Annotated in this window: 16 protein-coding genes; 4 read left to right on the top strand and 12 right to left on the bottom strand. The window is 73.7% G+C overall.

What is annotated here, in order from left to right:
- The first annotated feature begins 140 nt into the window (after positions 1–140).
- Together HAV40_RS14330 and HAV40_RS14325 are read left to right on the top strand one after the other, a co-directional pair.
- Positions 141–3,161 carry an AfsR/SARP family transcriptional regulator gene (locus HAV40_RS14330; RefSeq protein WP_203671171.1) on the top strand — a complete coding sequence of 1,007 codons (3,021 nt, stop codon included), beginning with the start codon at positions 141–143 and terminating at the stop codon, positions 3,159–3,161.
- 190 nt (positions 3,162–3,351) lie between these two features.
- Positions 3,352–4,026: a M15 family metallopeptidase gene (locus tag HAV40_RS14325; RefSeq protein ID WP_166381447.1), complete on the top strand. Its 675-nt coding sequence runs from the start codon at positions 3,352–3,354 to the stop codon at positions 4,024–4,026.
- On the opposite strand, the gene HAV40_RS38430 is transcribed toward HAV40_RS14325, so the two are convergent.
- The 5 genes from HAV40_RS38430 to HAV40_RS14300 all read right to left on the bottom strand — a co-directional run bounded on the left by HAV40_RS38430 (position 3,972) and on the right by HAV40_RS14300 (position 8,878).
- Positions 3,972–4,907 (bottom strand): hypothetical protein, encoded by a 936-nt coding sequence (locus HAV40_RS38430; protein ID WP_239086039.1) that lies wholly within the window; start codon positions 4,905–4,907, stop codon positions 3,972–3,974. The genes HAV40_RS14325 and HAV40_RS38430 overlap by 55 nt on opposite strands.
- Positions 4,898–5,431, bottom strand: coding sequence for a hypothetical protein (locus HAV40_RS14315; RefSeq protein WP_166381446.1), 534 nt, complete (start codon positions 5,429–5,431; stop codon positions 4,898–4,900). The genes HAV40_RS38430 and HAV40_RS14315 overlap by 10 nt, the downstream gene beginning before the upstream one ends.
- 149 nt (positions 5,432–5,580) lie before the next feature.
- Positions 5,581–7,923, bottom strand: coding sequence for a sodium-translocating pyrophosphatase (locus HAV40_RS14310; RefSeq protein WP_166381445.1), 2,343 nt, complete (start codon positions 7,921–7,923; stop codon positions 5,581–5,583).
- A gap of 215 nt (positions 7,924–8,138) precedes the next feature.
- Positions 8,139–8,531: an ATP-binding protein gene (locus HAV40_RS14305; protein ID WP_166381444.1), complete on the bottom strand. Its 393-nt coding sequence runs from the start codon at positions 8,529–8,531 to the stop codon at positions 8,139–8,141.
- A gap of 11 nt (positions 8,532–8,542) precedes the next feature.
- On the bottom strand, positions 8,543–8,878 hold the full coding sequence (locus tag HAV40_RS14300; RefSeq protein ID WP_166381443.1) for an STAS domain-containing protein: 336 nt from the start codon (positions 8,876–8,878) through the stop codon (positions 8,543–8,545).
- A 293-nt stretch (positions 8,879–9,171) separates the two neighbouring features.
- On the opposite strand from HAV40_RS14300, the gene HAV40_RS14295 reads away from it, so the two are divergent.
- On the top strand, positions 9,172–11,601 hold the full coding sequence (locus HAV40_RS14295) for a DEAD/DEAH box helicase (RefSeq protein WP_166381442.1): 2,430 nt from the start codon (positions 9,172–9,174) through the stop codon (positions 11,599–11,601).
- A 119-nt stretch (positions 11,602–11,720) separates the two neighbouring features.
- Here HAV40_RS14295 and HAV40_RS14290 read toward each other — a convergent pair whose 3' ends face one another.
- From HAV40_RS14290 to ssd, 7 genes are all read right to left on the bottom strand, one after another.
- Positions 11,721–12,491: an endonuclease domain-containing protein gene (locus HAV40_RS14290; protein WP_239086041.1), complete on the bottom strand. Its 771-nt coding sequence runs from the start codon at positions 12,489–12,491 to the stop codon at positions 11,721–11,723.
- A gap of 188 nt (positions 12,492–12,679) precedes the next feature.
- A complete protein-coding gene (locus HAV40_RS14285; RefSeq protein WP_166381440.1) occupies positions 12,680–13,000 on the bottom strand; it encodes an Rv3654c family TadE-like protein in 321 nt (106 codons plus the stop codon).
- Entirely contained in the window at positions 12,997–13,287 is a 291-nt protein-coding gene (locus HAV40_RS14280) for a hypothetical protein (RefSeq protein WP_166381439.1), read from the bottom strand. Before HAV40_RS14280 ends, HAV40_RS14285 begins: the two co-directional genes overlap by 4 nt.
- On the bottom strand, positions 13,284–13,412 hold the full coding sequence (locus HAV40_RS14275; RefSeq protein WP_120321631.1) for a DUF4244 domain-containing protein: 129 nt from the start codon (positions 13,410–13,412) through the stop codon (positions 13,284–13,286). The genes HAV40_RS14280 and HAV40_RS14275 overlap by 4 nt, the downstream gene beginning before the upstream one ends.
- A gap of 295 nt (positions 13,413–13,707) precedes the next feature.
- Entirely contained in the window at positions 13,708–14,442 is a 735-nt protein-coding gene (locus tag HAV40_RS38425; RefSeq protein WP_409364954.1) for a type II secretion system F family protein, read from the bottom strand.
- A gap of 680 nt (positions 14,443–15,122) precedes the next feature.
- Positions 15,123–16,244, bottom strand: a complete 1,122-nt coding sequence (locus HAV40_RS14265; RefSeq protein ID WP_275413458.1) for a TadA family conjugal transfer-associated ATPase — start codon at positions 16,242–16,244, stop codon at positions 15,123–15,125.
- A complete protein-coding gene (gene ssd, locus HAV40_RS14260) occupies positions 16,192–17,292 on the bottom strand; it encodes a septum site-determining protein Ssd (protein WP_166381437.1) in 1,101 nt (366 codons plus the stop codon). Before ssd ends, HAV40_RS14265 begins: the two co-directional genes overlap by 53 nt.
- Positions 17,293–17,814: 522 nt before the next feature.
- On the opposite strand from ssd, the gene HAV40_RS14255 reads away from it, so the two are divergent.
- The gene (locus tag HAV40_RS14255) at positions 17,815–18,618 is read left to right on the top strand and encodes an HAD family hydrolase (protein WP_166381436.1); all 804 of its coding nucleotides are present in this window, start codon (positions 17,815–17,817) and stop codon (positions 18,616–18,618) included.
- Positions 18,619–18,679: the final 61 nt, after the last annotated feature.

Genomic DNA, 18,679 nt, shown 5'->3' with positions numbered 1-18,679 from the left:
TACGCCGGGTGAAGCGGGACAATGTGGTCAACCGCGCCATGCGCTAGCCTCTGACCTGCGATGTCTTGTCGGACGGTGGTCCTCTGCCCCGGTCCGGCCGTACGCTGAATCGATCTAGTAACGCGGCGGAGGAGTGCGAGGTGGAGTTCCGGTTGCTCGGACCCGTCTCGGCATACGCCGGTGACGAGGCCGTGCCGCTCGGCGGCGCGAAACCGAAAGCGCTGCTCGCCGCCCTGCTGCTGGAGCACGGCCGGGTCGTCTCGGCCCACCGGCTGGTGGACGTGCTGTGGGGCGAGGACCCGCCGGACACCGCCCGCGCCCTGGTCCAGACCTACGTGTCCACGCTGCGCCGCACGTTCGCCCGGTACGGCGCCGGTGACCTCATCACCACCGCGGCTCCCGGCTACGTGATCCGGATCGAGCCGGAGGCGCTGGACGTGGAGCAGTTCACCTGGCTGCTGACCCAGGGGCGGGCCGCGGCGGCCGCCGGTGACTCCCCCGCCGCAGCGGACCTGCTGCGCGCGGCGGACGCCCTCTGGCAGGGCCCGGCGCTGTCCGGCCTGGACGCCACCGAGCTCACCGCGCAGGCCTCGCGCCTGGACGAGCTACGGGCCACGGCCGTCGAGGAGCGCATCGCCGCGGAGATCGCCGCGGGCCAGTGGGGCGACCTGGTCGCCGAGCTGACCGTGCTGGTCGGGCAGCGGCCCACCAACGAGCGGCTGCGCGGCCAGCTGATGACCGTGCTGTACCGGCTGGGCCGCCAGGCCGAGGCGCTGGCCTGCTACCGCGAAGGCCGCGACGTGCTCATCGGCGAGCTGGGCGTCGAGCCCGGCCCCGAACTCACCGCGCTGCACCACGCGATCCTGCGCGGCGGCACCGAGCAGCTGGCCGCCGCCTCACCGGAGCTGACCGGCCCCGGCGCGGTGCACCCGGTGCCCGCGCAACTGCCGCCGGTGCCCGCCGACTTCACCGGCCGCGCCGCCGAGATCGAGGCCCTGGCGCAGGGCCTGCTGCCCACCGACGGCGCTCCCGCCGTACAGGTCATCGCCGGGCCGGGCGGCACCGGCAAGTCCACCCTGGCCACCGCGGTCGCGCACCGGCTCGCCGAACACTTCCCCGACGGCCAGCTCTACGCGGAGCTGCGCGGCATGAGCGACGCGCCCGCCGAGCCGGGCGAGGTACTGTCACGCTTCCTGCGGGCGCTCGGCGTCGAGCAGGCCCAGCTGCCGGAGAGCATCGAGGAGCGGGCCGACCTCTACCGCTCGCTGCTCGCCCAGCGCCGCATGCTGCTCGTGCTCGACGACGCCGCCTCCGAGCAGCAGGTGCGCCCGCTGCTGCCGGGCCGGGCGGGCAACGCGGTCGTCATCACCAGCCGGGACCGCCTGTCCGGGCTGTCCGGCACCACGCTGACCGACCTGCGCGTGCTGGAGCCCGACGAGGCGCTGCTGCTGCTGCGGCGGCTCGCCGGGGACGGGCGGGTCGACGAGGACGTCGACGCGGCCCGGCGGATCGTCGAGTACTGCGGCAACCTGCCGCTGGCGCTGCGCATCGTCAGCGCGCGGCTGGCCGGACGGCGGGCGCTGCCGCTCAAGCCGCTGGCCGACCGGCTCGCCGACGAGAGCCGCCGCCTCAACCACCTGTCCGCCGGTGACGTCGGCGTACGCAGCAGCATCGAGCTGAGCTACCGGGCCCTGGACGACGGCTGCCGGACCACGCTGCGGCGGCTGGGCTGGTTCGGCGTGCCCGACTTCTCCCCGTGGGTGGTGTCCTGGCTCGCCGAGACCTCCCCGACCGAGGCCGAGGAGCTGGTCGAGCAGCTCGTCGACGCGCAGCTGGTCGAGTTCGTCGGGGTGGACCGGATGGGCGGGCTGCGCTACCGCCTGCACGACCTGATCCGGCTGTACGCCCGCGAGTGCGCCGCACTGGAGGAGCCCGCCGAGGACCTGGCCGACGCGGTGGCCCGCGCGCTGCGCGGCTGGCTGGCCCTGATCCACCGCGCCGCCGTCGACTCGCCGCCCGCCGAGATCCGGTGGCGGCGGCCGTTCAGCCCGCACGACGTCGCCGAGGAGCTGACCGCGCTGGTCATCGCCGACCCCTGGGACTGGTTCGAGGCGGAGCAGTCCGCGCTGGCCTCCGGGGTGGAGCGGGCGCTCGTGCTCGGCCTGTACGACCTGGTCTTCGAATTCGCCTCGGCCCGCAACGCGTCGGCTTTCATGGGCGCGAACCGGTTCGCCGCGCGCACCCGCGTCATCGAGGCGGCGCTGACCGCGGCCCGGCGCGCGGCCAAGCCGCACGACGAGGCGGTGATCCTCACCGAACTGGGCCAGCTGCGCTACGACCAGGACCACTACACCGAGGCGCGGCGGCAGTTCCGGGCCGCGCTGAGCCTGTTCCGCGAGCTGAACGACCTGCCCGGACAGGCCACCGCGCTGGCCGGGCTGGGCATCGCCTGCCGCGAGCCGGGCCGCTTCGCCGAGGGTGTGCACTTCCTCGACCAGGCCACGGCGCTGCTGCACGACGCCCGCGACGACATCGGCATCGGCTACTGCCGCCGCATCGCCGGGTCGGTGCGGCTGGAACTCGGCGACTACGACGGGGCGCTGGCCGACCTGACCGAGTCGCTGGCCGCGTACCGGCGCGCGGGCAGCCGGCTCGGCGAGGGCCACACCCTGCGCACGCTCGGCCTCTACCACCGGGCCAGGGACGAGTGGGACGACGCCGAGCGGCGCTGCGCCGAGTCCGCCGAGATCTTCCACGAACTCGGCGACGAGCTGATGGAGGCGTACGCGGTCCGCGCGCTCGCCAAGGCGCGCATGCGGCAGGGCCACCACGGCGAGGCGCTGCCCCGGCTCGAATGGGCGCTGTCGGTCAGCCACACCATGGGCGACCGCTGGGGCCAGGGCGCGACGCTGCGCGTACTCGGCCAGCTCCACCTCGCCGAACACCGGCTCGACCTCGCCCAGGCCTGCTTCGACGCCGCGCACGACATCTGGCAGTCGATGGACGTGCCGGTGTGGCAGGCCCGGCTGGACCTGGACCGGTCCCGGCTGCTGGCCGCACGCGGCGACACCGCCGGGGCGCGGACCGCCCAGGCCCGCGCCCGGCAGGTCTTCCACGACCACGGGGCCCGCGAGCTCGCCGAACTCGACGCCCGCGGCTAGCGCCCGAGGTCGCGACACCCGTCTATTACAGAAAAGTTCCAGCGCCGCCTGGAAGTGTCCGTCCTGTCGGAGGTACGGGTGGCTCGGCACGGGGCGAGCCACCCGTCCCGACGTTCACATCACGACCGGGCAGGTGGGGGACCCCTCGGGCGTACACACCGGGGGCGGGCCCGGCTGGGAGGGATTGCCAATGGCGGAGATGGTGCTGCTGTCGGACACTGCGGTCGTGGAGACGCCGGTGGCCGAGTGCGACGAGTGCCTGATCGACCTGCGTACCGTCGGCGCGCTGCGGCTCGACCGGCGGCTGGCCGACGGCGACGGGGCCTTCGCCCACGTGCGGCTGAGCGTGGTCGACCGGCTGGTCACCGCGCAGACGCTGCTGCCTGCCGGGCTGCGGCTGCTGATCGTCGAGTGCTACCGCCCGCTCGCCCTGCAACAGGAGTACTTCGACTCGCACAAGCAACGGCTGCGCGTGATCCAGCCCGGCAACGACGAGGCCTGGTACCACCGCCGGGCCAGCCGGTACATCTCCCCGCCCGAGGTCGCCCCGCACGTCGCGGGAGCAGCGGTGGACCTGACGCTGTGCACCGCCGACGGCACCGAACTGTGGATGGGAACGCAGGTCAACGACACCGACAGCGAAGCCTGCCACACCGACTCCGCCAACGTCTCCGCCGAGGCCGCCCGCAACCGGCGCTACCTGGGCGACGCACTGACCTCGGTCGGCATGGTGAACTACCCGACCGAGTGGTGGCACTGGTCCTACGGCGACCGCTACTGGGCCCACGTCACCGGCGCACCGGTGGCCCGCTACGGCCCGGTCAGATCGCTGCCGGTCCGGACCGGTCCGGTGGTCCCGGCCTGATCCGGCAGGTCCGGCAGCCCCTGGCCCGCTTCCGGCTCGCCTGGTGGGGTCCGGCCCGCGTCCGGTTTATCCAGTGTGATCCGGCCAGCGTCGGGCTCGACCGGTGGGGTCTGGCCTGCGACCTCCCCCGGCGGCACCTCGCCGTGGGCTGGATCGGGCCGCACGGCCGGCAGGACCTGGCCGGTGTCCAGCTGGCCAGGTGCGACCGGGCGCAGCCGTGACGTCCGGACCGTCCGCACGGGACGCGATCCGGCCTGCTCCGCGCTGTCAGCCTCGGGACCGGTCTCCGAAACCAGCGGCTGGTCGCCGGGCCACGCGCCGAGCGGGGCCATGGCCGGGCGCTCGCCGACCAGCTCGCGCAGGCGGGTCACCCGCCGCCGACCGGCGATCCGCAGCACCGGCCCGCGGCCCAGTTCGGCCATGCAGGCCAGCGCGGTGAAAGCGCGCAGGCCGGTGGCCGCGCAGTGCTCGTCGTTCGCACCGAGCCGCAGCACCGCGCCGTCGCCCTCCGGGTCGACCGCGCCCGCCGCCGCGAACCACAGCCGCAGCCGCGCGCCGTCCAGCGCGAACCCGGCGGGCGGGCGCTTGCCCGACCCGCGCGTCCAGGCCTCGGCCAGCGGCGCGAGCATCCCGGTGTACGCGGTGCGCACCCCGAAGTGCCCGTCGACCGCCGCGGGCTCCCAGCTCGTCTCCAGCCCCCGCGCGGTGAACTCGGCCGCCAGCGCGTGCACCCGCCACGCCGCGTCGACCACCACCGACACCCGGGCCGTGCCGCCCATCCGGGTCACCTGGCCGGGCCCGATGAGCAGCCCGGCCAGGTCGTACGCCGAGGGGCGGGCCGACTCGGCGGAGAACATGGCGAGCTGCCGGTTCACAGACACTCGGGCACCTCACCGAAGGCCTGCTGCAGTTCCGTGGAGCGCAGTTGGCTGGTGTCCAGCGCGCTGGCGTCGTACTCCTGCTGCAGGGTCGTCATCGCCGTACTGACGCCCTGGTAGAAGGCGGGCGGGTCGTCGGTGGACAGGGTGCGCACCGTCTCGCCCGCGCGGCCGTACGCGTCGCGCACCTTGGCCAGCGACCCGGTGACCCCGTCGGCGATGGCGTCGCCGTCGTCCACCTCCGGCACTCCGGCGTCGGCGATGCGCCCGCGCGCCTTCTCGCTGGCGTCGCGGGCCCCCTCCAGCATGCGGACCAGGTTCTCCTTGGCCTGCTGGGGTGTCGTCGAGGTGGGCGTCTGCTGCTGCGCGCGGGTGGTCAGCGTGGCGATCTCGTCGCGCCACGGGCTCAGCGCCGAGCACACCGACGCCGCCCAGACCCGCGGTGGAGGGCCGTCCGCCACACATCCACCCGAGACCGCCGCCACCACGAGCAGCAGCGGCAGGAAACCAGCGCGGGGCCTACGCATGATGTGCAGCCTAGCGCCGCCCCCGGCCGCCGCGGCGATCTTGCACGGATGTACCCCGCGACACGGGCAAACGGGGCGGCGGCGCCGGTGCCGCACCTAGAAAAGCGGCGCCCTCCCGGATGGGGAGGGCGCCGCCGAGGTGCGATGCGTCAGGCGCTGACCTTCTCGCGCTGCGTAGGCGCAGCGTCAGCTTTTCCCGAGTCGCCGCCGACCGTGATCGGCTTGCGCTTGCTGATGAACACCGCCACCACGATCACCAGCGTCGCGCCGAGCGCGATCAGGTTACGCACGGTGGCGTTCTCGGTGCTGCCGTACCAGAGCGACACCACGCCGGGGGCGATCAGCAGCGACACCAGGTTCATCACCTTGAGCAGCGGGTTGATGGCAGGACCGGCGGTGTCCTTGAACGGGTCGCCGACCGTGTCGCCGATGATGGTCGCCTCGTGCGACGCCGAGCCCTTGCCGCCGTGCGCACCATCCTCGACCATCTTCTTCGCGTTGTCCCAGGCCCCACCGGAGTTGGACAGGAACACCGCCATCAGGGTGCCCGCACCGATCGCGCCGGCCAGGTATGCCGCCAGCGCGCCCGCGCCGAGGCCGAAGCCGACGGCGATCGGGGCGAGGACCGCGAGCAGGCCCGGGGTCAGCAGCTCGCGCTGCGCGTCCCGGGTGCAGATGTCGACGACCTTGCCGTACTCGGGCCGCTGCGTGCCGTCCATGATGCCCGGCAGCTCGCGGAACTGGCGGCGCACCTCGTGCACCACCGCGCCGGCCGAACGCGACACCGCGTTGATGGCCAGACCCGAGAACAGGAAGACGACCGCCGCACCGATCAGCAGACCGACCAGGTTGGCCGGGTTCGCCACGTTCAGCATCTCGTCGATGAAGCCCGCGGTGGTCTCGCCGGCCTCGGCCAGCGATACGCCCAGGGTGTCGGTGTACGACCCGAACAGCGCGGTCGCGGCCAGCACGGCCGTCGCGATCGCGATGCCCTTGGTGATCGCCTTGGTGGTGTTGCCGACCGCGTCGAGCTCGGTGAGCGTGCGCGCACCCTGCTCGTCGATGTCGCCGGACATCTCCGCGATGCCCTGCGCGTTGTCGGAGATCGGGCCGAAGGTGTCCATGGCCACGACGACGCCGATGGTGGTCAGCAGGCCGCAGCCGGCCAGCGCGATGGCGAACAGCGACACGATCAGCGTGCCGCCGCCCAGCAGGAACGCGCCGTAGACGGCGGCACCGATGAGCAGCGCCGAGTAGACGGCCGACTCCAGGCCGACGCTGATGCCCGCGAGCACCACGGTGGCCGGGCCGGTCTCCGACGACTTGCCGATGTCCTGCACCGGACGGCGCCCGGTCTCGGTGAAGTAGCCGGTCAGCGCCTGGATGGCGGCGGCCAGCACGATGCCGATGATGACCGCGCCGATGGCGACGATCTGCGGGTTGCCGCTGATCTCGGGCTTGCCGAGCTCGGCGAAGGTCTTCGGCAGGTAGTACAGCGAGGCGCCCGCGACCGCGACCGCGGACAGCGCGGCCGAGATGTAGAAGGCACGGTTGATCGCCTGCAGGCCGTTCTTGTCGGACTTGCGCAGGCGGGTCAGGAACACGCCGACGATCGCGATCAGCACGCCGATGGTCGACACGATCAGCGGGAAGACGAGGCCCTCCACGCCGAACGCGGCCCGGCCCAGGATCAGGGCCGCGACCAGGGTCACCGCGTACGACTCGAACAGGTCGGCGGCCATGCCGGCGCAGTCGCCGACGTTGTCGCCCACGTTGTCGGCGATGGTCGCCGCGTTGCGCGGGTCGTCCTCGGGGATGCCCTGCTCGACCTTGCCGACCAGGTCCGCGCCGACGTCGGCGGCCTTGGTGAAGATGCCGCCGCCGACCCGCATGAACATCGCGAGCAGCGCCGCGCCGAAGCCGAAGCCCTCCAGCACGGTCGCGGCGTCGGCACGGTAGATGAAGACCACCACTGCCGCGCCGAACAGGCCGAGGCCGACGGTCATGAAGCCGACCACACCACCGGTGCGGAAGGCGATCGCCATGGCGGCCTCGCGGCCACCCTCGGCCGCGCGGGCCGCCGCGGCCACCCGCAGGTTGGCGCGGGTCGCCATGGCCATGCCGGCACCGCCGATGAAGGCGCTGAACACCGCGCCGACCACGAAGAATGCCGAACGGCCGATCTTCAGCGCGGTGTCGTTGTCACCGTCGCCGTGGACCGGCAGCAGGAAGAGCAGGATGACCGCGAGCACCACGAAGATGCCGAGCGTCTTGAACTGGCGGAACAGGTATGCAGAGGCGCCCTCCTGGACGGCCCCGGCAATCTCCTGCATCTTTTCGGTGCCCTTACCGGTTGCAAGCACGGACTTGACCAGCACGGCGGCAAAAGCCAGAGCCACCAGTGCGATCACAGCCGCGACGATCACGTACGAAACGTTTGCGCCGGTAAGGGCCAGCTCGCCGCCGGGGGCGGCGAGAGTGGACCCGGACATCTTTGTCCTCCCAAAGATCACGATCTACTTGTGAGGCAGCCGCGCCGGCGGTCATGGGTGACGTCGGTTACGGCCTGGAAACAACCCGTGAACTGTAAACCGGACACGTGGTCCGGGTCACACCCGCCACCTGCTGTGTCGCGGTGATCTTCGTTGCTGCGGGGCTACGGGGTTGTGCGGTACGCTCAGCGACTCTATGCCCGCGGGTGAGTGAATCAGCGCCCAAGCCGCGAGGCGCGCCGGACCGGCCAGGCCATCTGCACCTCGGTGCCGGGGCCGCCTTCGAGCGGGCGCACCTGCAGATCCTTCACGATCGCCTGCAGCAGGCTCGCGCTCACGTCGACGGTGATCTGCTCCTCGTCGTCGGCGTGGTCCCACACCTGCACGACATACCGGTCGCCGTCACTGAACGCGACCGAGACCACGTCGCGCAGGCCGACCCGCTGGTGGCGCGCGACCGCACGGGCGCACGCCTCGCCGATCGCCAGGCGCACCTCGTCGAGCTGGTCGTCGGGCACACCGGCGCGCCGGGCCACGGCCACGCCGACGAGCCGCGCAGTGCGTACATGCGCGGGTTCAGGGGTGAATTCGAGCCGGACGGTCGCCATGTCCGCGCTGGTCAACTCGCGGTGGCCGCGTCGACGGACGGGTACAGCGGCAGCACCTGGTCGAGCGCGGTGATGCGGAAGATCTTCAACAGCGACTCCCGCGAACACACCACACCGAAGGTGGCTCCCGCGGTCCGCGCCCGGCGCTGCGCGCCGACCAGCACACCGAGCCCGGTCGAATCCATGAAGTCGACCCGGGCGAGGTCGACCACCACCGCGGTCACCCCGCTCTCCAGCAGCTCACCGATGCGCTCGCGCAGCTTCGGAGCGGTGTAGACGTCCACCTCGCCGCCGACTTCGAGCACGGTGTGCGCGGCGACGACACGCGTTGCCAGCGACAGCTCCATCGGCACCTCCTCTACGACGTCCGGTCACTGCCCGGAATCTCTCCGTGCCAGATCCCCATGCATCTAACCACTGGTCGGGTTTCCGGGCTACGCGCCCTTTGCCCTTAACGCGCACCTGGGCGGGCCGCTCCCGGCCGCCGGAACGGCCTGCGGTTTCCGGCAAGGTACCGCCCCGACCGGCACCCCGGTGGGCCGTTCGGAGAAACCGCAGGTCGCGCCCTCGTGCCGGGAGTCACGCCACGACCGGTTCCGGCGGCTGGCCGGGGCCCGGTCCGCGGTGGCAGAGTGCGGGGGTGGACCTGCTGCCGTACTGGCTCGAACGTGACCAGGTCACGCATGTCGAGCGGCTGCCCGCACGGGCCGGGCGCGCCGGTGCGTGGCCCGACTGGGTTCCCGCGGCACTCGTCGGGACGCTGCGCGACAGCGGCATCGCCGCACCCTGGGAGCACCAGGTCGAAGCCGCCGAGCTGGCCTGGGGCGGGACCGACGTCGTCATCTCCACCGGCACCGGCTCCGGCAAGTCCCTGGCCTACCAGCTGCCCGCCCTGTCGGCCGTGCTCACCCAGCCGCGCGCCCGCGTCCTCTACCTCGCGCCGACCAAGGCGCTCGCCGCCGACCAGCACCGCGCCCTGACCGGGCTGAACCTGCCCGGCCTGCGGGCCGCAGTCTGCGACGGCGACACCCCGCGCGAGGAGCGCGACTGGATCCGCCAGCACGCCAACGTCGTGCTCACCAACCCCGACCTGCTCCACCACAGCCTGCTCCCCGGCCACCAGCGCTGGTCCGGCGTCCTGCGCAACCTCCACTACGTCATCGTCGACGAGGCCCACAGCTACCGGGGCGTCTTCGGCGCCCACGTGGCCCACATCCTCCGCCGCCTGCGCCGCCTCACCGAGAAGAAAGGCACCCTCGACCCGCGTCTGCGCGACGAGCAGCAGCTCCGTACCTCGCCGTCGGCTGAGGAAGGGCGCCTTCTCGACGCCGGGTCACGCGCGCCGCGGGTCGGACGGCCGGCGAGGTCGGCCGGGGGCGGGCCGGTGTTCCTGCTGGCCTCGGCGACCTCGGGCGACCCGGTGGGCAGCGCGAGCAAGCTCATCGGCCGGCCCGTGCGGGCCGTCACCGAGGACGCCGCGCCGCGCGGCTCGATGACCTTCGCGCTGTGGGAGCCGCCCGAGCTGCCCGGCGCGGACGGCAACGGCGACGCCGCACCCGTCCGCCGCTCCGCGCTGCGCGAGACCGGCGACCTGCTCGCCGACGCTGTCGTGCAGGGCGTACGCACCCTGGCCTTCGTGCCCTCCCGTCGCGGCGCCGAGGTAGTGGCCGCGCACGCGCGCGCCGCCCTGGAAGAGGCCCAGCCGGGGCTCGGCCGACAGGTCGCCGCCTACCGGGCCGGCTACCTGCGCGAGGAACGGCGCACCCTGGAGCAGCAGCTCACCGACGGCACCCTGACGGGCGTAGCCACCACCAGCGCCCTCGAACTCGGCATCGACGTCACCGGCCTGGACGCGGTGCTGCTGGCCGGCTACCCCGGCACGCGCGCCGCGGTCTGGCAGCGCGCGGGCCGTGCGGGCCGGGCCGGGCGCGACGGGCTGTGCGTGCTCGTCGCCCGCGACGACCCACTCGACACCTACCTCGTACACCACCCGCAGGCGCTGTTCGGCAAGGCCGTCGAGGCGACCGTGTTCGACCCCGCCAACCCGTACGTGCTCGCCCCGCACCTGTGCACGGCCGCCGCCGAGCAGCCGCTCACCGAAGCCGACCTGCCGCTGTTCGGCGCGGACCCGGCCCTGCTCGACGAACTCGTCGCCACGGGCGCGCTGCGCCGCCGCCCCACCGGCTGGTACTGGACCCACCCGCAGCGCCCCGAGATCGACCTGCGCGGCACCGGCGGCCCGCCCATCGCCGTCATCGAAGCCTCCACCGGACGCCTCATCGGCACCGCCGACGCCACCGCCGCCCACCACCACCTGCACGCCGGAGCCGTCTACACCCACCAGGGCCGCACCTACGTCGTGCAGGCGCTCGACCTCGCCGACGCGGTCGCCCTGGTCGAGGCCGAGAGCCCGCCGTACTCCACGCACGCCCGCGACACCATCGACCTGCGCGTGCTGGAGGTGCGCTCCCAGGTCGACGCCGGGGGAGTCCGGCTGTTCCTCGGCGAGGTCGAGGTCACCAGCCAGGTCGTGTCGTTCCAGCGCCGCCGGATGGACAGCGGCGAGATCCTCGGCACCTGGCCCCTCGAACTGCCGACCCGTACGCTGCGCACCGTCGCCGTATGGGCGACCCTCGCGGAGTTCCTGGTCGGTGAACTGGAGGACCTGCCCGGTTCGCTGCACGCCGCCGAGCACGCCGCGATCGGGCTGCTGCCGCTGGTCGCCAGCTGCGACCGCTGGGACATCGGCGGCCTGTCCACGGCCCGGCACGCCGACACCGACCTGCCGACCATCTTCGTGTACGACGGCCACCCCGGCGGAGCCGGTTTCGCCGAACGCGCCTACGGCATGGCCGCCGAATGGCTCGGCGCGACCCGCACCGCCGTCGCCGAATGCCCCTGCGACCACGGCTGCCCGAGCTGCGTCCAGTCCCCCAAATGCGGCAACGGCAACAACCCCCTGGACAAACCCGGCGCCGTAACCATCCTCGACACCCTCCTCACCCACCTCCCGTCCCCGTCCCCGGCTCCGGCTCCGGCTCCGGCTCCGGCTCCGGCTCCGGCGGCATGATCGCTGTTTCAGGTCAGAACCTCTGGTTAAACCGCAGGTTCTGACCCGAAACAGCGATCATGGACCCGCGAGCGCTACGGAACTCGACTCGCGAGCGTTGCGGAACTTCACCGACAGCGTCACGGTGCGGTCAGGCGGCGGCGGACGGCGGCGATCTGGCGGAGGACGCCGTCGAGGTCTTCGGTCAGGTCGCTCCAGGTGAAGCGGAGGACCGTCCAGCCTGCCCGGACCAGCCGGTTCTGCCGGGTCCGGTCGCGCTGGAAACGGTCGTCCGCACTGTGCCAAGCACGACCGTCGACCTCCACTGCCAGCAGAATCTCCGCGAACCCGAAATCCACTTCGCCGATCAACCCTCCCTCGTCGTACACCGTCAGGTTCGCCTGCCAGCCGCTGATCCGCCGCCGCCGCAGCCCCTGCGCCAGCAGCCGCTCCGCGACCGACCGCGCCCCGTGCGCATGCCGGGCGACGGCCTGCACCAGTGCTCGCACGCCATGCTGCCCAACCATGGCCTGAACCCGCGCGACGAAATCCTCGTAGGTGATCAGCCTGCGCTGCAGCGCCCTGTCCAGCAGCACATCGGCGTGGCCCGGAGCCATCTCACGCACGCAGTCGACGACGGTGCGCACCGGTCCGGTCAGCAGCACCCCGTCCACCAGACACAGGTCCGCCGGGTCCAGTGGCTCCCGGCGCACCGAGACACCGGCGAGCCGCACCCGCTGACTCGGCCTCACCGTGAGACTGGTCCACGGTTCCGGCACGTCCAGTCCGTACCGCCGCGCTGCGGACGGGCCGCTCAACACCGCATCCGGCACCGCCAGCACTGCCGCACGGTCCCGCACCAGCGGGGTGACCGACCGCCCGGCACGGGCCAGCACCGGACCCAGCACCACCTGCCAGTCACCCCGCCTCAGCCGCCGCCGGATCTGATCGTCGGAGAACCCGTTCTCCCGCGCCTCCGCCCTGGTGAAGAGTCCGCCCCGGCTCTCCGCCAGAGCGTCGAGCCGCCGGTGATCGTCGTCTCTGGTCATGATCTGCGGTCACACCTCACTTTCTGACACGAACCAGCGATCTCCACGGGTCATGGGGACTCGCGGAGGGGGCCGGCGACGGCGGTGGCTTCGGCGGCACCGGCGCCGGTCACCACCTGGACCGTGAGGGTGAGGTCGAGGCCGTCGAGGTGGCAGGCGGTGACGGTCGCGGCGTTCGCGGCGGCGATCACCGCCGCCCGGGCACAGGCTCCGCCGGCCCCGCCGACCGCGTACGCCGCGCCCGCGAGCGCACCCAGGTCGGCAGCGGTCTGCGCCTGTTCACGGGCGATCAGCTGTGCGCCGTCGGCGGCCACCACGGTGCCCGCGGCGACGAACACCAGACCCACGCCGAGGGCGTACAGCGAGCTCATGGCGCACCTGGTTCCCGGGCGGCGGTAGCCGTGCAGGTCAGCTCGGTCACCCGGAGCGAGCGCCGCACCGTCGCAGTGACGGTGTCCCCGCTGACGTCCACGTTCGCGCCGCCGGTCGCACCGCCACCACGGGCCGCGGTGAGGGCCGCGTCGCGGGCGGCGGCGACGCAGCCGAGTTTCACGGTCACGGCGGCGACCGCGCCGATGCCGGTCACCAGCAGCAGCACCACGGCGGGTAGCGCGACCGCCAGCTCGGCGGTCCCGCTACCCCGATCCGTTCGGCTCACCCGAGAGCCCGTTGGATCACACCGGCCAGTGCCGCCTGCACGCTGTCACTGGTCAGCACCTTGAGCAGCAGTCCCGCGAACGCGACCGCGGCCAGCGTGCCGACGGCGTACTCCGCGGTGTTCATCCCCGCGTCCGGCGCGACGGACAACCGGGCCCGGCCAGCGGGCACCGCGCCCACCTTGACCGTATGGCGTGACGGCTGATCCGGGACCTCGCTCGGCACGGCGTACGCCGGGTCGCCGGGCACCCGGCCGACGGCCTCGGTGAGGATCGCGGCGGCGTCCAGGTCGACGTCGCGCAGCAGGGCGGGCACCGGCACGGGCGGGCGGCTCGGCATCCGGACCCCGGTGTCCAGTGACGGCGTGGCCGCGGCTCGCAGGTACCTCTGTCGGGGCATGACGATCTCCTTTCGGGGTGGGTCAGAGCACCTCGCCGAGTACGGCGAGGACCACCGGCACCAGGCCGGCGAGCACGAAGGCGGGCAGGAAGCACAGCCCGAGCGGCAGGACGATCAGGACACCGGCGCGCTGCGCACCGGCCTGGCGGCGTACGGCGGTGTCGGCGCGCAGGTCGTCGGCGCAGCGGTGCAGCGCTCCGGCCAGCGCGGACCCGTTCGCGGCGCTGCGTTCCACGGCCGTCACCAGGCGGCGGGCGGGCGGCAGGTCGGCCAGATGCGACCAGGCTTCGGCGGCGGTCGCGCCCAGCCGCAGGGATCGCCCGATCCGCTGCAGCCGGGTGCCGAGCGGCCCGTCGAGCGCCGTGGCCACACTGAGCACGGCATGGTCGAGCGGGGCACCGGCCCGCAGTGCGGTCCCGATCAGGTCGACGGCCCACGGCAGGTCGGCGAGCGCCCGCTCCCGTTCGGCGCGGGTCGCCGCGGGTTCCATCCGCCGCAGCACCAGCACCGTTCCGGCCGCCACACCCGTGCCCAGCACGGCACCGGTCGCCGACGGCAGCAGCGCGAACACCGCACCGCCCGCCACGACCCCGAACAGCCACGGCGTACGGCGGCTCGGCGGTGCGACGGCCCGCCGCAGTGGCAACCCGCGCAGTCGCCGCCGCGCCGTGAACCGGCCCGTGGATCGGCCGACGGCGGACCGGCCGCCCGTACGCTGCAGGCGCCTGGTCCAGGCGAGCCCGGCCGCCTGCAGCACTGCCGCCCCGCAGGCGCAGGCGACTCCGGTCGGCGTGTGCAGCAGGATCCGCAGCGCGTCGACGCCGATCAGGTAGCCGAGCCCGATACCGCCGACCGGCAGCGCGGCGAGCAGCACCGCCGTCAGCTGCGCACCGGCCGCCTGCGCGTGGGCGGCGGCGTCGGCCCGGTCGGCCGCACGGCTCTGCGCCTCCAGCCGTTCCAGCAGGTCGGCCAAGGGAGCGCCGGTGCTCGCCGCGAGCCGCTGCGCGGCGTGCACCGACCGGTCCAGGTCGTCGTCAGGTAGCAGCAGGACCGCACCCACACCACCGGCCCGCAGCTCGGCCACCGAGGCGGCGAGCAGGTCGAGAGCCGCCTCCCGGTGGACGGCCTCGCGCCGCCCGGCCCGCTGATCACGCCACATCCGCAGCGCCAGCACGGTGTATCCGGCCACGATCAGCCCGCCGACGGGCGAGCCGAGCGCCAGCCACCCGCCGACCCCGACGCCCGCCGCGAGGAGCCGGGTGCGGCCCGGCGACCACGAGTCCACCGTCACACCAGGCCGCGCAGCCCCTTCCGGTTCCATGCCGTCGTCCCCGTACGACGTGCGGCCTGCCGGCCCTCCCCCGGTCGCCCGCGCCAGGCGTCGCCGGGCGGCGGGCGCGAACACCGGTCCGACGAGCCCACGCAGTCGATCCGCCCTCATCGGCACTCCAGCCAGGCTGGTGGGGTCACGTCGCGGGACCGCAGCAGCGCGGCGAGTTCGGCGGACGCGGGCAGCAGGCCGCCGGTACGCCGCCACACCGGCCGGGCTGCCACCAGGCGCTCCGGCCCGTCGGCGGCCAGCAGGCAGACCTCGTCGAGCACCCGGCCCGACGGGGTGCGCCGCAGGTGCAACAGCACCCGGATCGCGGCGGCGACCTGCGCGTGCAGCGCCGGGCGGGGCAGCCCGCCGAGCAGGCCCAGCGCCTCCAGCCGGGCGGGCACGTCCTCGGGCGCGTTGGCGTGCACCGTTCCCGCGCTGCCCTCGTGCCCTGTGTTGAGTGCCGCCAGCAGGTCCACCACTTCCGCGCCCCGGCATTCGCCCACCACCAGCCGGTCCGGGCGCATCCGCAGCGCCTGGCGGACCAGCTCGGACAGCCCGATCACACCGATGCCCTCCAGATTGGAGGTACGCGCCTGTAGCGCGACCACGTGCGGGTGCGCGGGACGCAGCTCGGCCGAGTCCTCGACCAGCACGATGCGCTCCCGGCCGGGCACCGCGGCGAGCATCGCGCCGAGCAGCGTGGTCTTGCCGGACCCGGTGCCGCCGGAGACGAGGAAGGTCAGCCGGGCCGCGACGATCGCCGACAGCAGCGCGGCGATCTCGGGCGGGGCCAGGTCGGCGAGCGCCATCGGCCGCTGCCGGAACGTACGCAGGGACAGGTACGGCCCCGCTGTCGCGACCGGGGGCAGCACCGCGTGCAGGCGGGTGCCGTCGGCGAGCCGCGCGTCGACGTACGGCTGCCCGTCGTCGAGCCGCCGCCCGCACGCCGCCGCGAGGCGCTGCGCGAGCCGTCGCACCGCCTCCGCCGAGGGCATCGTGAACGGCTCGCGGACCAGGCCCGATCCCCGATCGGTCCACACCTGCACGCCGTTGACGAGCACATCGGTGACCTCGGGCACGGCCAGCAGGGAACCCAGCGGCCCGGCCCCGACCAGTTCCGCCGGAACGCTCATGCCTGCTCTCCGCTGCGCTCGCCGGGGCCGTGCACGCGCGTGCTTCGTACGCTCATGCCATGACCTCGCCGATGAGGCGCCCGCACAGGGTCGCCAGCGGGCCACGGGGCGCGCTGCCGGGCGCCTGACCGCGTTCGAGGGCGGCCGCCAGGCGCGGCTCCGGGGCGAGCATCCCGGCCAGCGGCAGGCCCAGTGCCTGAGCCAGGTCGCCGGGGCCCAGCCGACCGGGGGCGGGACCGCGAACGACCACGGACAGCTCTCGCCGGTACGCCGAGACGACGTCGACGACCCGGGCGGCCGCGGCGGCAGCGCGCAGTTCGGCGGGCACCACCAGCAGCACCCGGTCGGCCGACTGCAGCACCACGGCCGCCGCGTCGTCGAGGCGGCGGGGCAGGTCGACGACGACGAGGTCACGGCCGCGCCGTCCGGCGTCGAGGGCGGCGGCCATCGCGTCGGGCGGCAGCTCCGGCGAGACGGGGCAGTCCTCGTCGGGGATGTCCCGGGCACAGGACAGCACCACCAGGTCGCCGCGGCTGGGCAGCGCGTCGACGAACGCCGCCGGGTCGACGGGGCCGCTGGCCCTGGCGAGTTGCGGCCAGCGCAGCCCGCGCAGTTCCTCCCAGCCGAGCAGCAGGTCCGCGCCGCCACCGAGCGGGTCGGCGTCGACGAGCAGGGTGCGCAGCCGGGTCCGGCACGCCGTCACGGCCAGACCCGCGGCGAGCACGCTGGCTCCGGCCCCGCCCCGGCCGCCGAGCACCGCCAGCACCCGCCCGCTGCCCCGGGCCGGGCCGCGCCCGATCCCGGCAAGGCGCTCCACCAGCCAGGATTCGGCGTCCGGCAGCAGTGCGACGTGTTCTGCCCCGAGCGGCTGGGCGTAATCCCAGGGGCGCGTGTCCTCGCTGTCGCGGCAGACCACGATGACCCCTGACCGGCGCGGCAGCCTGGCCCGCAGGCAGCCGGGCACCATGTCGCCGCCGATCAGCACGAGCGGGGCGGGCCCGTAGCGCAGGCGGGCCGCGGACAGGTCGTGGGCGACCTCGACCTCGGCGCCCGCGGCGGATCCCAACCGCAGCAGATCGTCGAGCAGGTCGGCGTCGGCGGTGACCAGCAGGATGCGGGCTGACGCGGGCGGGGCGGCGATCTGGCGGCTCATGCCGGGGACTGTGCGCCGTGGCCGGGCCTCTGCAACAGGGCCGACGGTCCGCGCCTGTGGACGGACCGGCGCTTGTGGACAGTACGCCGATCATCACGTGGATCTGTTATGAGCCCACTGCTCGTGCCGTGCACCTCCGCGACGAGCGGGGCGACCTTCTCGGGGAGCGGGGCGAAGATGGCGACGACCCCCGTCCGGGGAGACGGGGGTCGTCTTGGGGTCCGGCTCTCAGGGGGGATGGTGAGCCGGAGCCCGCTCAGCGGCTGCGGGGGGGATGGCACCCGCTGAGGGCTGTTGGCGAAAGCATGCCTGACTTGACGGCGCGCCGTCGAGGGGGATCGTGACCGACACACCACGACACGCCGTAGACCAACCCAAGATCCTACGCTGCGCAATCACTGAGTCGTCGCTCAGTTACCAAGTTGCGGAACCCTTCCGCCCGCCGCCGCCGCGAGTGCCCTGCCGGTATCCGACCCACGGCCGGACGCCGCGGCGACAGAGCTACGGCTACACTTTGCGACCGTGGGCCGCAGCGCCGCGTTTTTCGACTTGGACAAGACCGTCATCGCGACTTCGAGCGCGCTGGCATTCGGCAGACCGTTCTATCGTGACGGCCTGATAACCAAACGCGACGTCGTTAAGACGGCTTTCGCCCAGTTCATGTTCAAACGCGGCGGTGCCGACGACCAGGCCATGGTCCGCACCCGCGACTACATGGCCGAGCTGGTCAAGGGCTGGCGCGTGGACCAGGTCCGGCAGATCGTCAACGAGACCCTGCACGAGCTGATCGACCCGTACATCTACGCCGAGGCCGCGACCCTCATCGAGGAGCACCAGGCGGCCGGGCGCGACATCGTGCTGGTGTCCGCGTCCGGCGAGGAGATGGTGCAGCCCATCGGCGCGCAGCTCGGCGTCTCCGACGTCATCGCCACCCGGATGAAGGTCGCCGAGGGGCAGTACACCGGCGAGATCGAGTTCTACGCCGCGGGCACGGGCAAGGTCGACGCCGTGCGCAAGCTCGCCGCCGAGCGGGGATACGACCTCGCCGAGTGTTACGCGTACTCGGACTCGATCTCCGACGTCCCCCTGCTGGCCGCCGTCGGGCATCCCAGCGCGGTCAATCCCGACAAGGCGCTGCGCCGCGAGGCCAACGAGCGCCACTGGCCGGTGCTGGAGTTCCGGCACCCGGTGCCGCTGGGCCGCCGCCTGCGCAACCGCCCGGCCGTTCCGGTCGCGGCCGCGCTCGGCATCGGAGTCGGGGTCGCCATCGGCATCGCCTGGTACGGCCGCCGTAAGCGGGCGCGTGCCGCGGCTTCTGCCCTCTGACGGGTGATTTCGCCGCCACAACAGCCCCACCGGTCACACATTCAGCCGCAAGCCTGGCCAT

The sequence above is a fragment of the Catellatospora methionotrophica genome (genome assembly GCF_011297335.1).
In the GTDB taxonomy this organism is placed as follows: Bacteria; Actinomycetota; Actinomycetes; order Mycobacteriales; family Micromonosporaceae; genus Catellatospora; species Catellatospora methionotrophica.
Note: the sequence above shows the minus strand (reverse complement) of the source record. Positions and strands in the feature narration are given on the sequence as shown.